Below are 13,677 nucleotides of genomic sequence, written 5' to 3' on the forward strand. Positions count from 1 at the left end.
TGAAAGGCGGTTGACCCCTTTCCTGAAGTGGGCAGGCAACGCGCGGCTTGCATGTCATTGGTCCGCCGCTTTAAGATAGTAATCAGTTACTAACTTTCGAGTGTTGCCTGGCCATGACCGAACGCCCACGACACCTCCCCGCCGACGAGCGGCGCGCGGCCACCGTGGCGGCCCTGATCGACCTGGCCGCGCGGCAAAACCCGAGCGACATCACCACCGCCGCGATTGCCGAGCGCATGGGGTTGACGCAGGGGGCGCTGTTTAGGCACTTCCCGAGCAAGGACGCGATCGTGCAGGCCTGCATGACCTGGGTCAGCGATCGTCTGCTGGCCCGCATTGACAAGGCGGCTGCGCAGGTCACTGGTCCGGCCGACGCGCTGGAGGCCATGTTCAGGGCGCACATCGATTTCGTTGCCCGGCACCCGGGCGTGCCGCGCCTGCTGTTCGGTGAGCTGCAGCGTGCCGACGACAGCCTGCCCAAGCAGATGGTGCGCACGCTGCTGCAGCAATACGGCGTGCGCCTGCGCCGCCTGTTCGACGAGGGCAAGGCGCAAGGCGCGTTCGACCACGCGCTCGAAGTGGACGCCGCGGTCGTGCTGTTCATCGGCACCGTCCAGGGCCTGGTCATGCAGTCGCTGCTGGCGGGCAAGGTCGGCCAGATTCGTCACGCGGCGCCGGGGGTGTTCGCCATCTATCGCCGTGGCATCGGGATCGCATCATGAAAGCTCCTCGCCTGCAACGCCGCACGCTCACGCTGCTGGCCGTCACCGTGCCGCTGGCGGTGCTGTTCGCCTACGTCGCCCTGCGTTCGGGGCCGCTGGCGCCGGTGGCCGTGACCGTCGCGCAGGTTGAATCGCGCAGCATCGCGCCGGCGCTGGCCGGCATCGGCACGGTGCAGGCACGCCATACCTACAGGATCGGTCCCACCGGTGCCGGGCGCGTGCGCCGCATCGACGTGCAGGTGGGCGACAGCGTGGCCGCCGGTCAGTTGCTGGGCGAGATGGACCCGGTCGACCTGGACGAGCGACTGCGCGCGCAGCAGGCCGCCATTGCCAGCGCCGATGCCGCTCTGCGCCAGGCCGAGGCCAAGCAGGCTTTTGCCCGCACCCAGGCTGCGCGCTACGAGCAACTGCTGGCGGCACGCGGCACCAGCGAGGAGCAGGCCGCTACCCGGCGCCAGGAGCTGGCGCTGGCCGATGCCGCGCTGGCGGCGGCGCGCGCCGACGGCGTCCGGCTGCGTGCCGAGCTGCAGGCGGTGCGCGCGCAGCGCGGCAACCTGGTGCTGGTGGCACCGGTGGCCGGCCTGGTGGTGGCGCGCGACGTCGATCCAGGCACCACGGTGGTGGCCGGGCAGGCCGTGGTCGAGTTGATCGACCCGGCCAGCCTGTGGGTGGACACGCGCTTCGACCAGATCGCGGCCGAGGGCCTGGCGGCGGGCTTGCCGGCAAGGGTCGTGCTGCGGTCGAGGCGCGGCCAGCCGCTGGATGCCCGCGTGCTGCGGGTGGAGCCGCGCGCCGACGTCGTGACCGAGGAGACGCTGGCCAAGCTGAGGTTCGATGCACTGCCCGTTACCCTGCCGCCGGTGGGTGAGCTGGCCGAGGTCACGGTGCAGTTGCCGGCCCTCGCTGCGGCGCCCACCATCCCGAACGCGGCGCTGCGCACCGTCGGCGGCAAGCTGGGTGTCTGGAAAATGACCGATGGCAAGCTGGGGTTCGAGGCGGTGACGCTCGGGCGCGGTGACCGGGACGGTTGGGTTCAGGTGGCCAAGGGCCTGACGGCGGGCGAGCAGGTGGTGGTGTACTGCGAAAAGACCCTGAGCGCACGCAGCCGCATCCACGTGGTCGATCGGATCCCGGGGGTGTCGCCATGATCAGCCTGGCCGGGCGCGACACCCTGCACGCTTGGGGCAAGTTCATCTTCACCGGGGTCGGCCTGGGCCTGTTGATCGGGGTCACGCTCACCATGGCTGGCGTGTACCGGGGCATGGTCGACGACGGCAAGGTGCTGCTCGATGCGAGCGGGGCCGATCTTTGGGTGGTGCAGAAGGACACGCTGGGTCCCTACGCCGAATCGTCCAGCCTGCCGGACGACCTGTGGCGCGGCATTCGCGGCATGCCCGGCGTCGCGCAGGCGGCCAACGTGACCTACCTGACGATGCAGGTCGGCCAAGGCCAGCGTGACGTGCGCGCCATGGTGGTGGGCATCACCGCCGGTGGGCCGGGCGATCCGGGCTGGCCACCGCAGTTGGTGGCCGGCCGGCAAATCACGCGTGGCCACTACGAGGCCGTGGCCGACCTGGCCTCGGGGTTCCGGTTGGGCGACGAGTTGAAGATCCGGCGCAACCACTATCGCGTGGTCGGCCTCACGCGCCGCATGGTGTCCTCCGGCGGCGATCCCATGGTGTTCATCCCGCTCAAAGACGCGCAGGAAGCGCAGTTTCTGAAGGACAACGACGCCATCCTGATGCAGCGGCGGCGCACCGAGGCCAACCCGGCCTTCAACCGCCCCGGCGTGCCCGGCCTGCTCGAGGCCGTGATCGCCACGCAGACCAGCAACAGCTCGGTCAACGCCGTGCTGGTGCGCGCCCAGCCTGGCTTCGCGCCGGCGCAGGTGGCCGAACCGATTCGGCGCTGGAAGCGCCTGACGGTTTACGACCGCCCGCAGATGGAAGGCATCGTGCTGGGCAAGCTGATCGCCACCTCGGCCAAGCAAATCGGCATGTTCCTGGTGATCCTGGCACTGGTCAGCGCGGCCATCGTTGCCTTCATCATCTACACGCTGACGATGGACAAGATCCGCGAGATCGCCGTGCTCAAGCTGATCGGCACGCGCAACCGCACCATCGCCGGCATGATCTTGCAGCAGGCGCTGGTGCTGGGCCTGATCGGCTTCGTGGTCGGCAAGATCAGCGCCACCTTCGCGGCGCCCATCTTTCCCAAATATGTGCTGCTGGTGCCCGAAGACTCGATCGCCGGCTTTTTCGCTCTCATGGCGATCTGCGTGCTGGCCAGCGGGGTGGCGATCCGCATGGCGCTCAAGGTCGATCCGGCCGAGGCGATCGGGTGATCGGCATGGGCGGCCAGGGCATTCGCATCGAAGGGCTGTCCAAGCGCTACGGCAGCGGCGACACGGCCGTGCTGGCGCTCAAGGACGTGAACATGCAGGTCGCGCCGGGCGAGGTGGTCGGCTTGATCGGGCCCTCGGGCTCGGGCAAGAGCACGCTGCTCAAGTGCCTGGGCGCGGTGATCGACCCCACGGCCGGCCGCATGACGCTCGGCGACGAGTTGATCTACGACAACGGCTGGAAGGTGCGCGATCTGCGCGCGCTGCGCCGCGACAAGATCGGCTTCGTGTTTCAGGCGCCCTACCTGATCCCGTTTCTCGACGTCACCGACAACGTGGCGCTGCTGCCCATGCTGGCCGGCGTGCCCAACGATGAGGCGCGCAAGCGTGCGCTCGATCTGCTCACGGCGCTGGATGTGCAGCACCGCGCCCAGGCCATGCCGGCGCAGCTTTCGGGCGGCGAGCAGCAGCGCGTGGCGATCGCGCGCGGCCTGGTCAACCGGCCGCCGGTGATCCTGGCCGACGAGCCGACGGCGCCGCTCGACTCGCAGCGCGCCATGGCCGTGGTGCGCATCCTGGGCGACATGGCGCGCAAGTATGAGACCGCCATCATCGTGGTCACGCACGACGAAAAGATCATTCCCACCTTCAAGCGCATCTATCACATCCGTGACGGCGTGACGCACGAGGAGGTGGGAGAGGGGCGGGCGCTCGATTGAGCGCTGCCGCTTGAGCGCCGGTCGCCCAAGGAGTCGGACATGAGACGAAACACTGATCGCATCGCCACGCCGAGCCATGGGCCCGCTTACGCTCCGGGAGCAGGGCGGGGCGGTGGCGCACGCCCGCGCACGGCGCTCGGGCTGGCCACGCTGGCAGCCCTCGGCCTGCTGACCGGTTGCGCTGCCGGCCCCGATTTCCAGCGCCCGCAAGTTCCCATGGTTGCCAGTTACACGGCAACGCCGTTGCCGACGCATACGGCATCGGCCGATACCGATTTGGGTGCGGCGCAGAGCTTTGGGGTGGGCGCGCCGGTGCCGGCGCAGTGGTGGCGCAGCCTGGGCTCGCGGCGGCTGGATGACTGGATCGAGCAGGCATTCGCGGCCAGCCCCACGCTGGCGGCGGCCGAGGCCACCTTGCGCCAGGCCGACGAGACCTATGCCGCGCAAGCCGGATCGACCCTGTACCCGCAGGTCAGTGGCAACCTGGGGGTGCAACGCCAGCGCCTGAACCCCAGTGTGCAGGGTCAAGCCGGCGATGCGCGTGAATTCAACTTGTACAGCGCCAGTGTCGGCGTGCGCTATCGGCTCGACCTGTCGGGTGGCAACCGGCGTGCGCTGGAGGCATTGGCGGCGCGCACCGATCATCGGCGCCAGCAGCTCGTGGGCGCGCGCCTGACGCTGGCGGGCAGCATTGCGGCCACCGCCATCGGGCGTGCTCGGCTGGCCGGGCAGATCGCCGCCACCGAGGTGCTGCTGGGCGTGCAGCAAGAGCAACTGGGCCTGGCGCGCGAGCGCCTGCGCCTGGGCCAGGCGGCACCCGACGAGCTGCTCAGCCTGCAGGCGCAGATCGAGCAGACACGCGCCGGCGTGCCGCTGCTGCGCAAGCAGCTCGATCAAAGCGAGCACCTGCTGGCTGTTCTGGCCGGCAAGGCGCCGGGGGCGACACCGGTGCCGGATTTCACCCTGGCCGAGTTCAGCTTGCCCGCCGTGATGCCGGTGGTGCTGCCGTCCGAACTGGCGCGCCGTCGCCCCGACATCCAGGCCGCCGAAGCGCTGCTGCGCGCCGCCGGCGCCGACCACGGGGTGGCAGTGGCCAGGCTATACCCTCAGATCGACCTGAGCGCCAGCCTGGGTAGCCAGGCGCTGACGGCGGGCGCCCTGTTCGGCGGCGCCTCGGCCGCCTGGGCCCTGCTCGGGCAGCTGACACAACCGTTGTTCAACCCCGGCTTGCCGGCCGAGCGGCGTGCCTCGCTGGCGGCGCTCGATGCCGCTGGCGCCAACTACCAAGCTGTGGTGCTGGCGGCGCTGCGGGAGGTGGCCGACGCCCTGCGCGCGCTCGATCACGATGCGCAGGCGCTGGCTGCCCAGGCGGCGGCCGATAGCGCGGCGCGCGAGTCCCTGCGCTCGGCCGAGCGGCAATACGCGCTCGGCGCCGCCGGCTACGTGCAGGTGCTGCTGGCGCGGCAGCAGGCGCAGCAAAGCCAAGTCGGCCTCGTCGCCGCCCAGGCGCAGCGGCTGGTCGACAGCGCGGCGCTGTATCAGGCCTCGGTGGGGGCGCCGGACGCCAGCGAGCCCGGTGCCTGAGAGGTTGCAGGTCTCTTGCGCCATCCCAAACGAGAAGGCATCGTCCGAAAACGAAAAAACCGCCCGAAGGCGGTTTTTGTGCTGTTTGCCGACAGCGCACCCGATTCAAACGGCAGGGCGATCGTGAATGAATCGCCCCGGGCGGGGTGTGGGTCTGGGCTCAGGCGGCGGCCTGGGCCAGCGCCTTGACCTTGACCGACAGGCGGGCCTTGTCGCGCGCGGCCTTGTTCTTGTGGAAGATGCCCTTGTCGGCAATGCTGTCCACCACCGATTGCATGATGGCGAACGCGGCCGTGGCCTTGGTCTTGTCGCCGGCCAGCACGGCCTTTTCGACGTTCTTGACCGAGGTGCGGTATTTGGAGCGCAGCGAGGTGTTCGCGGCGTTCAGCGCGACGTTCTGGCGTGCGCGTTTGCGGCCCGACGCCAGGCGCGGGTTCTTTTTCTTGGGCTTTCCAGCAGCCATTTCAATGTTCCTTTGGGTTTGAGGATGTTGTCGGCAAACCGCGCATTCTACTCTTTTCGGGCTCGCAGGGCATCCGCAGACTACACTTCAGGCCCCAATCGAGAGCCGCATGAGTCTGTTCAAGGCCGCTTCCACCGTTTCCCTGCTCACCCTGGTGTCGCGCATCACGGGCCTGGCGCGCGACCTGTTGATGGCCTCGGTGTTTGGCGTCAGCGGCTTGACGGACGCCTTCAACGTCGCCTTTCGCATCCCCAATCTGCTGCGCCGGCTGTTTGCCGAGGGCGCTTTCAGCCAGGCCTTCGTGCCGGTGCTGGCGCGCAGCCGGGCCAGTGCGGGCGATGCGGCCACGCGCACGCTGATCGACGCGGTGGCCACGGCCTTGGCGGGGGTGCTGGTGCTCACCAGCGCGCTGGGAATCGTCGCCGCGCCGCTGCTGGTCTGGGCGCTGGCCAGCGGGCTGGAGCCCGCCAGCTTCGACGCCGGCGTGCTGATGACGCGCTGGATGTTCCCGTACATCGCCTGCATGTCGCTGGTGGCCTTGTCCGCCGGCATCCTGAACACGTGGCGGCACTTTGCCGTGCCGGCGGCCACGCCGGTGCTGCTGAACCTGACCATGATCGTCGCGGCCTGGCTGGGCGCGCCCTGGTTCGCGCGGATGGGCGTCGAGCCCATCTATGCCATGGCCGCCGGGGTGATGGCCGGCGGCGTGCTGCAACTGGCGGTGCAAGCCCCCGCGCTGGTGCGGCTGGGGCTGCTGCCGCGCATCGGCGTGTCGCTGGCGCAGGTGCACGCGGCCTGGCGCGACGCGGGCGTGCGGCAGGTGCTGGGGCTGATGCTGCCGGCGCTGCTGGGCGTGGGCGTGGCGCAGCTGTCGCTGCTGATCAACACGCAGATCGCCTCGCACCTGGCGGTGGGCAGCGTGACCTGGCTGTTCTACGCCGACCGGCTGATGGAGTTTCCGACCGCGCTGCTGGGCGTGGCCCTGGGCGTGGTGCTGACGCCGCAACTGGCCGCGGCGCGCGCCAGTGGCGACGACGCGCGCTATTCGCAGATGCTGGACTGGGGTCTGCGGCTGGTGGTGTTGCTGGCCTTGCCCTGTGCGGTGGCGCTGGGCGTGTTTGCCATGCCGCTGATGGCGGCGCTGTTTCACCACGGGCGCTTTTCCGTCACCGACGTGGAGCGCTCGGCCTTTGCGCTGGCCATGTACGGCATCGGCCTGGTGGGCCTGGTGGCCGTCAAGGTGCTGGCGCCGGGCTATTACGCCAGCCTGGACATCCGCACGCCAGTGCGCATTGCCATTGCCGTGCTGGTCATCACGCAGCTGTTCAATGTGCTTTTTGTGCCGTTCCTGCAGCACGCGGCGCTCACGCTGTCCATCGGCCTGGGCGCGCTGGTCAACGCGCTGTGGTTGCTGGTGGGGCTGGTGCGGCGTGGCCACTACCGGCCGGGCCCCGGCTGGCGCCGGTTCGGCGCGCAGGCCGCGGCGGGCAGCGCGCTGCTGGGCGTTTTCCTGCTGTGGGCCGCGCGCCACTTCGATTGGCTGCACCTGCCGACCTGGCCGCGCATCGGTTTGCTGGCGGGCGTGCTGGCGGTTGCGGCGCTGATCTACTTTGGCGCGCTGGCGGCGGCCGGCCTGCGTTTGCGCCAGCTGCTGCGGCGCTGACGCCACAGGCCAGTTGACGGCGCCGGCCGCTCGGCCTACAAGGGCAGACATGAACCTCGAATGGGCCACGTCCACGCCGCTGCGCTACTTTGCCACCCTGGTGCAAAGCGACGATGGCCTGCCCCTGCTGGAGGCGGCCGCCAGCCTGGCACAGGACGAATACCCCGAGCTGGACGTGCAGCAGGTGCTGGCCGACGTGGACGCGCTGGCCGCCCGCCTGAGCCGGCGCGTGGCCCCGGGCGCGTCGGTGGTCGAGCGCTTGCGCGCGCTGGGCCAGTTCTTCTTTGGCGAGCTGGGTTTTGCGGGCAACGCCAACGACTACTACGACCCCGGCAACAGCCATGTGCACCAGGTGCTGCACACGCGCCGGGGCATCCCGATCTCGCTGGCCGTGTTGTGGCTGGAGCTGGCGCGCGGGCTGGATCTGCCGGTCGATGGGGTGGGCTTTCCGGGGCACTTCCTGGTGCAGGTGCACCTGCCCGAGGGCCGGGTGGTGATCGACCCGTTCACCGGCCAGTCGCTGGGCAGCGCCGATCTGCGCGAGCGCCTGGCCGAATGGATGGCGCCGCCCGGCGAGCCGCAACGGGCGCAGGACTGGCCGCTCGGCCTGTTTCTGGAGCCCGCCACGCCGCGGCAAATGCTGGCGCGCATGCTGGGCAACTTGCAGCACATTCACCGCAGCCAGCGCGACTGGGCGCGCCTGGTGGCCGTGCAGGACCGCCTGATCACGCTGCTGCCCCAGGCCTGGGACGCCTATCGCGAGCGGGGCCTGGCACTGGCCGAGCTGGGGCAGCGCCAGCGCGCGCGCGCCGACCTGGCGCTGTACCTGCGCCAGGCCGAGCACGCCGGCGACCGCGAGCAAATGGCGCAGCGCTTGCGGGCGCTGGGCGATGAGGGTTCGGGCTGACGAGACGCCGGGAATACCGGACGCATAGGACGCAAAGGGTTCGCAGAGGACGCAAAAAGCACCCTTTAAAATATCAAAAACGATAGCAATCTGCGCGCATGAACAAAGCGCCTTGATTGCTTCCATTCAATTTTTTTGGAATCTTCTGCGTCCTTTGCGCTTTCTTTGCGTCCTCTGCGTCCGGCTGTTTCAGTATCAGGCCCGCAGCCGAATGCGCAAGCTCGCGTAACCCGCATCCGGAAACACCGCGCGGGTGGGTGTGTGCCCCTCGGTCAGGCCGATGCTGCGGGTGCGGATCAGCAACTCCTCCATCAGCAGGCGCAGCTCCAGCCGCGCCAGCGGCGCCCCCGGGCAGACGTGGATGCCCGCGCCATACAGCAGGTTGGCGGCCGGATCGCGCGCCAGGTCAAACGTATCGGGCGCGTCAAAGGCTTGCGGGTCGCGGTTGGCGGCGATCCAGTTGAGCGACAGGCGCGTGCCCGCCGGCAGCTCGCGCCCGCCCAAGGCCACGGGCCGCGTGGTGATGCGCCGATTGGCCGCCAGCGGCCCGTCGATGCGCAGCACTTCGTCGATCGCCTGGGGCAGCAGCGTCGGCTCGGCGCGCAGGCGCCGTTGCCAGTCGGGCTGGGTGGCCAGCCAGTGCAGCAGGATGCCGACCGAGGCCGAGATGGTGCCCACCTCGCCGACGGTCCAGTTGCGCAGCACGCTGGCCAACTCGCGCAGGTCCAGCGGGCGGCCGTCCACCCGGGTGTGCATCAGCTCGGTGCTGATGTCCTGGGTCGGGGGCGCGTCCAGCCGGGCATCGCGCACGCGCAGGACGAAGGCTTCAAATTCCTGCGCCACCTGCGCCGTCAGCGCCCGGTCACCCGAGCGCGTGGCGGCACGGCTGCGCTGCAACCAGTCCAGCAACTCGTCCTGGATCAGCGCCGGCCAGCCCAGAAAGGCCGACTGCACGCGCACGGCAAAGGGCAGGGCGAACTCGTGGCTGGCCTCGACATCGCCCAGCGATACGGCCTCTTGCACGACGCGTACGGCCAGCCGGCGGCACACCGGAGAAAAGTGCCGGATGCGCTCGGGCGCGAAGAAAGGGTCGAGCGCTTTGCGGTAGGCCGTGTGCTGCGGCGGGTCGTAGCCGTTGGGCACGGCCGGGTGGTCGGACACGGCGCTGCTGAAGGTGTCGGGATCGGCCAGCACCCGCAGCACGTCGGCGTGGCGCAGCACGCTGGCCTGGCCCGTGGGGCCGAAGGCCACCGGGCAGCGCTCGCGCTGGATGTCGTAGGCGGCGCGCTGGTCGGTGAGCACGGCGGGCGAGGTGGGGTCCCAGTCGGGTGCGAAGGGAGAGGCCATGGCGTCGGTCGTCGAGCGGCAGAAAGTCGATGCGTCCAGCATCGCCCGACTTGGCCGATGGGGTTTTGCCCTGGATCAAGACTGCATGCGCTGGTTCAACTCGCGCCCCGGCACGGCGCCCTCGAAGCCGTCAAAGCGCCCCTGCTCGGCCAACTGGCGCGCCGCCCGCTGCAAGCCGCCCCAGGCCGCGCGCGCCAGGGCGCCGCCCACGCTGACGCGGCGCACGCCCAGCGCGGCCAGCTCGGCCATCGTCAGGGCGCTGGGCCCGCCCACCAGCACGTTCACCGGCTTGGGCGCCACCGCAGCCACCACGGCGGCGATCTGCTCGCGCGTCGTGATGCCGGGCGCGTACAGGCAGTCGGCGCCGGCGTCGGCATAGGCTTGCAGCCGCCGCAGGGTGTCGTCCAGGTCGGGGCGGCCGACAAAGAAGTTCTCGGCGCGGCCGATCAGCATCACGTCCTGGCCCGAGGCGTCGATGGCCGCACGCGCCGCGCGCAGGCGGGCCACGGCGGTGGGCAGCGCCAGCAGCGGTGCGGTCGCGTCGCCGCTGGCGTCTTCGATGGAAACGCCGGCGATTCCGGTGTCGATGGCGGCGCGCACGTTGCGCGCCACGCCGTCGGGCGTGTCGGCAAAGCCGCCTTCGAAATCGGCGTTGACGGGCAACTCGGTGGCCGCCACCAGCTCGCGCAGGTAGTCCAGCACGGCCGGCAGCGGCAGGCCGCCGTCGGGCGCGCCCTGCGACCAGGCGCGCCCCGAGCTGGTGCTGGCCAGCGCCTTGAAGCCCAGCTGCGCCAGATAGCGCGCCGATCCCGCATCCCAGGGATTGGGGATGGCAAAGCAGCCGCTGGCGTGCAACTGGCGGAAGGCGCTGCGGCGCGCGGTGATTTGGGCGGGGGTGGGCAGCATCGGGAAAAGCTCCTGCCGGTCATCGTAGTGCGGGCGCCACGCCGCTGGATCGGGTCAATAATGAATCCCTGTTTGCAGGAGGCATGGATGGCCCATTCCGTTGAAGAAGGCGAAGCCCATTTTCAACCCGCGCCCGACTGGGACGTGGCCCAGTGGTTCAACGCCGAGCAGCCGCTCGAGCTGGCCGGCCTGCGCGGCCGGGTCGTTGTCCTGCATGCCTTCCAGATGCTGTGCCCGGCCTGCGTGCGGCTGGCCACGCCGCAGGCGCAGCAGGTGCATGAGCAGTTGGCCGGGCCCGAGCTGGTGGTGATCGGCCTGCACACGGTGTTCGAGCACCACGAGGCGATGGGGCCGGTGTCCTTGGAGGCCTACATCTTTGAAAACCGCCTGCGCTTTCCGATCGGCGTGGACCGGCCGGACGGCCACGGCGGGCTTCCGCTCACCATGCGCCGCTACGGCATGCAGGGCACGCCCAGCCTGATCTTGATCGACCGCCGGGGGCGGGTGCGCCAGCACAGCTTTGGCCACGTGCCGGACTTGGCCTTGGGCGCGGCGCTGGGCACGCTGCTGGCCGAGCGGTGACATGGAACACCCCCAGTCTTCACTCGCTGCGCGATGTTCCGCCCACCCCCTTGCAGGGGGCATCGCCAGTGGCCGGGGAGACCCCGGCCACGGCGATCGTTGGCTTGGCCTGCTCCGCGGCCCTTTGGCTCTTTGGGTTTCATGCCCTGCGGGCGGCGCGCAGCGCCATGGATACCTGAGATGAAACACCCCCAGTCTCCACTCGCTGCTCGATGTTTCGCCAACCCCCTTGCTGGGGGCTGAGGGCCGCGGCTCAAAGCCTGCCCACGCAGGCTTGGACGGCCCGAAGAGGCGGTGCCTGTGGCGCCGCCGCGGCCTGCAAGGCTCGCCAGTGGCCGGGGAGACCCCGGCCACTGGCGATCGTTGGCTTGGCCTGCTCCGCGGCCATTGGGCCCTTTGCGTTTCGTCGGCTGCGGGTAGCGCGCAGCGCCATGGGCAACTGAGCGAGGTCAGCGCGCGATGGCGCCCACCAGGCCAGCCAGCAGCAAGATGGCCGTGGGCAGCACGGTGAGTGCAAAGCCCGTTGCGCGCCTGGCCGGGTCTTGCATGTATTGGTGGCGGTACAGCGCGCGCCCGATCAGGTAGACCGCCCCGATGGCGGCCACCGCGGCCTGCGGCCAGTACGCGCCGGCAATCAGCAGGGCGGGCAAGAAGCCCACCAGCTGCTCCAGCGTGTTCATCTGCACGCGATAGGCGCGCTCGAACATCTCGTGGCCGGTGACGGCCGGCGCCTTGATGCCGTACTGCGCGCGTGCGCGGCCCACCTTGGCGCCGAAGTAGAAGAACTGCATGACGGCCAGCAGGGCAACGATGTGGATGGGGTGCATGGCGGGCGGATCAATCGGCGTGGTTGTGGATGTGGGTGGCGTCCTGGCGCAGTGTGCCCTTGTCCAGCAAAGGCGCCAGCACGGCGTGTTGCAGCCAGTCGTTCCAGGGCTGCTCGGGGCGGTGCAGCGCATGCAGCTGGCGCAGGATCGACGCGGCGTCGGCCCAGGCGGCAAAGGCGGGCAGGGGCATGGACTCGACGTCCATCAACTGGTATTTGACCATCACCTTGGCGGCGTACAGCGCGTGCTGCGCGGGGTGGGCCTGAAAGCGCTGCACGCGGGCACGCGCCTGGCCGAAGGCGCGCTCCACGCCCCCGCCGGCGCGGGCGATGGGCTGGCCGTGGCCGGGCACCACCCAGTCGGGTTGCAGCGCCTCGATGGCCTGCAAGGTGCGCTCGAACGCGGCAAATCCCTCGCCGCCGTCGATTTGCGGAAAGATCACGCCCACGCCGTGCTCCCACAGCGCGTCGCCGGCGATCAGGATGCGCGCGGCGGGCTCGAACAGCAGCACCGCGAGGTTGTCGTGGCCGGGGGCGGCGTGAATCTGCCAGGTGCGGGCGCCCAGACGCACGGTGTCCCCGGGGCGCAGGGCGTGATGCGCCTGAAAACGCTCGCAGCGTTGGCCAGTGGGGCCAAAGCTGAGGGCGCGCTCGTCCCAGCGGCGCACCGCGTCCAGCGAGGGCTCGGGCACCCAGGCCTGCGCCTGCGGCCAGGCCGCTTGCAGCGCGCCGCTGCCGCCGCAGTGGTCGCTGTGCAGGTGGGTGTGCGCGATGCGCGCCAGCGGCTGGCCGCCCAACGCCTCGCGCACCAGCACCACGGTCTGCGCGGCGTGCTTGACGTGGCCGGTGTCCACCAGCGCGGGCTCGTCGCCCAGGCACAGGACGTTGGTGGACGACAGCCAGCCGCGGTCGAACACGCGAATGTCGTCAGCGATCGTGCTGGGGCCTTGGGTCATGCGGGCGGGTGTTGGGATTAAGATAAAAGAGCTAAAAAATGCGAAAAAATTCACGAAATCGGGGCTGACCGCGCTATCCTTGCGCCTGACTTGTAATTTTGCGTGACGGGGCTTTCAGGTGTTGCCGCAGTTTATCCAAAGGGCGCTGGCGCCCGTCTTCGGGGGTGCCGCGCGTCTGCACCGGGTGCGATCGGCCACGCGGCTGCTGATGCGCCACATCGGCCTGCACGGCCGCTGCGATTGCATGCGCACGCATGACGAGCGGGGGCGCCGCGGCGTCTTGCTGCGCATTGAAACCGGCCAGCGCGTGCCGTTGGCCGAGCGCCCGCAGTTTCAAGCGTATTTTCAGCGCAAGCTGTTCGAGCTGGGTGTGCTGAGCGAGCGCGATCGGGGCGCCGTGCAACTGGTGCTGTTCGACGCGGATGACCTGGCCGGCGCCGCCAGCGCGCCGCAGCACCACGTCAGCTCGCGGCGCATTGCCGGCATCGTGCGCAGCGCCAACCCGGGCGGCGCAGGCGAGCTGGCGCATGGCCAACGCGTGGTGCAGCTGCGCGAGCACCTGAGCGCACGCCGGCGCGCACGCCTGGACAGCGACTTCAGCCCGCTGCAGGCGGCGTCGCTGACCGAGCTGAGCCCCTTGGGCGAATCCTGACCGGCGCGC

Annotated in this window: 14 protein-coding genes; 9 read left to right on the forward strand and 5 right to left on the reverse strand. The window is 70.1% G+C overall.

All coding sequences use genetic code 11. The annotated features are described in order from the left end of the window. Window positions 1-113: 113 nt before the first annotated feature. Genes U1F38_RS06710 through U1F38_RS06730 form a run of 5 tightly spaced genes read left to right on the forward strand, consistent with a single transcriptional unit; the run spans window position 114 to window position 5,366 of the window. A complete protein-coding gene (locus tag U1F38_RS06710; RefSeq protein WP_409986281.1) occupies window positions 114-722 on the forward strand; it encodes a TetR/AcrR family transcriptional regulator in 609 nt (202 codons plus the stop codon). Next, entirely contained in the window at window positions 719-1,870 is a 1,152-nt protein-coding gene (locus U1F38_RS06715; protein WP_409986282.1) for an efflux RND transporter periplasmic adaptor subunit, read from the forward strand. The genes U1F38_RS06710 and U1F38_RS06715 overlap by 4 nt, the downstream gene beginning before the upstream one ends. Further along, window positions 1,867-3,066 (forward strand): ABC transporter permease, encoded by a 1,200-nt coding sequence (locus tag U1F38_RS06720; RefSeq protein ID WP_409986283.1) that lies wholly within the window; start codon window positions 1,867-1,869, stop codon window positions 3,064-3,066. Before U1F38_RS06715 ends, U1F38_RS06720 begins: the two co-directional genes overlap by 4 nt. A 5-nt stretch (window positions 3,067-3,071) precedes the next feature. Continuing rightward, window positions 3,072-3,782 carry an ABC transporter ATP-binding protein gene (locus U1F38_RS06725; protein WP_409986481.1) on the forward strand — a complete coding sequence of 237 codons (711 nt, stop codon included), beginning with the start codon at window positions 3,072-3,074 and terminating at the stop codon, window positions 3,780-3,782. Between the two features lie 39 nt (window positions 3,783-3,821). Next, window positions 3,822-5,366 carry an efflux transporter outer membrane subunit gene (locus tag U1F38_RS06730; RefSeq protein ID WP_409986284.1) on the forward strand — a complete coding sequence of 515 codons (1,545 nt, stop codon included), beginning with the start codon at window positions 3,822-3,824 and terminating at the stop codon, window positions 5,364-5,366. Between the two features lie 160 nt (window positions 5,367-5,526). On the opposite strand, the gene rpsT is transcribed toward U1F38_RS06730, so the two are convergent. Beyond that, the gene (gene rpsT, locus U1F38_RS06735) at window positions 5,527-5,829 is read right to left on the reverse strand and encodes a 30S ribosomal protein S20 (protein ID WP_409986285.1); all 303 of its coding nucleotides are present in this window, start codon (window positions 5,827-5,829) and stop codon (window positions 5,527-5,529) included. Window positions 5,830-5,938: 109 nt separating this feature from the next. Between rpsT and murJ the strand changes: the two genes are divergently transcribed. Next, entirely contained in the window at window positions 5,939-7,492 is a 1,554-nt protein-coding gene (murJ, locus tag U1F38_RS06740) for a murein biosynthesis integral membrane protein MurJ (protein WP_409986286.1), read from the forward strand. A gap of 49 nt (window positions 7,493-7,541) precedes the next feature. Continuing rightward, complete coding sequence (locus U1F38_RS06745; protein WP_409986287.1) at window positions 7,542-8,399, forward strand: SirB1 family protein; 858 nt, start codon at window positions 7,542-7,544, stop codon at window positions 8,397-8,399. Between the two features lie 195 nt (window positions 8,400-8,594). Here the strand turns inward: U1F38_RS06745 and U1F38_RS06750 are convergent, their stop codons facing one another. Together U1F38_RS06750 and U1F38_RS06755 are read right to left on the reverse strand one after the other, a co-directional pair. Further along, a complete protein-coding gene (locus U1F38_RS06750; RefSeq protein WP_409986288.1) occupies window positions 8,595-9,746 on the reverse strand; it encodes a cytochrome P450 in 1,152 nt (383 codons plus the stop codon). A 75-nt stretch (window positions 9,747-9,821) separates the two neighbouring features. Next, window positions 9,822-10,652: an oxaloacetate decarboxylase gene (locus U1F38_RS06755; protein WP_409986289.1), complete on the reverse strand. Its 831-nt coding sequence runs from the start codon at window positions 10,650-10,652 to the stop codon at window positions 9,822-9,824. An 87-nt stretch (window positions 10,653-10,739) separates the two neighbouring features. On the opposite strand from U1F38_RS06755, the gene U1F38_RS06760 reads away from it, so the two are divergent. Continuing rightward, complete coding sequence (locus U1F38_RS06760; protein ID WP_409986290.1) at window positions 10,740-11,234, forward strand: peroxiredoxin family protein; 495 nt, start codon at window positions 10,740-10,742, stop codon at window positions 11,232-11,234. 449 nt (window positions 11,235-11,683) lie between these two features. Here the strand turns inward: U1F38_RS06760 and U1F38_RS06765 are convergent, their stop codons facing one another. Next, entirely contained in the window at window positions 11,684-12,061 is a 378-nt protein-coding gene (locus tag U1F38_RS06765; RefSeq protein ID WP_409986291.1) for an MAPEG family protein, read from the reverse strand. Between the two features lie 10 nt (window positions 12,062-12,071). Continuing rightward, window positions 12,072-13,016 carry an MBL fold metallo-hydrolase gene (locus U1F38_RS06770; protein WP_409986292.1) on the reverse strand — a complete coding sequence of 315 codons (945 nt, stop codon included), beginning with the start codon at window positions 13,014-13,016 and terminating at the stop codon, window positions 12,072-12,074. Between the two features lie 184 nt (window positions 13,017-13,200). Here U1F38_RS06770 and U1F38_RS06775 point away from each other — a divergent pair, with 184 nt between their 5' ends. Then, window positions 13,201-13,668, forward strand: a complete 468-nt coding sequence (locus tag U1F38_RS06775) for a hypothetical protein (RefSeq protein ID WP_409986293.1) — start codon at window positions 13,201-13,203, stop codon at window positions 13,666-13,668. The last annotated feature ends 9 nt before the right edge of the window (window positions 13,669-13,677 follow it).

Origin of the sequence: Ottowia sp. (assembly GCF_046348305.1) — a bacterium.
Lineage (GTDB): Bacteria > Pseudomonadota > Gammaproteobacteria > Burkholderiales > Burkholderiaceae_C > Ottowia.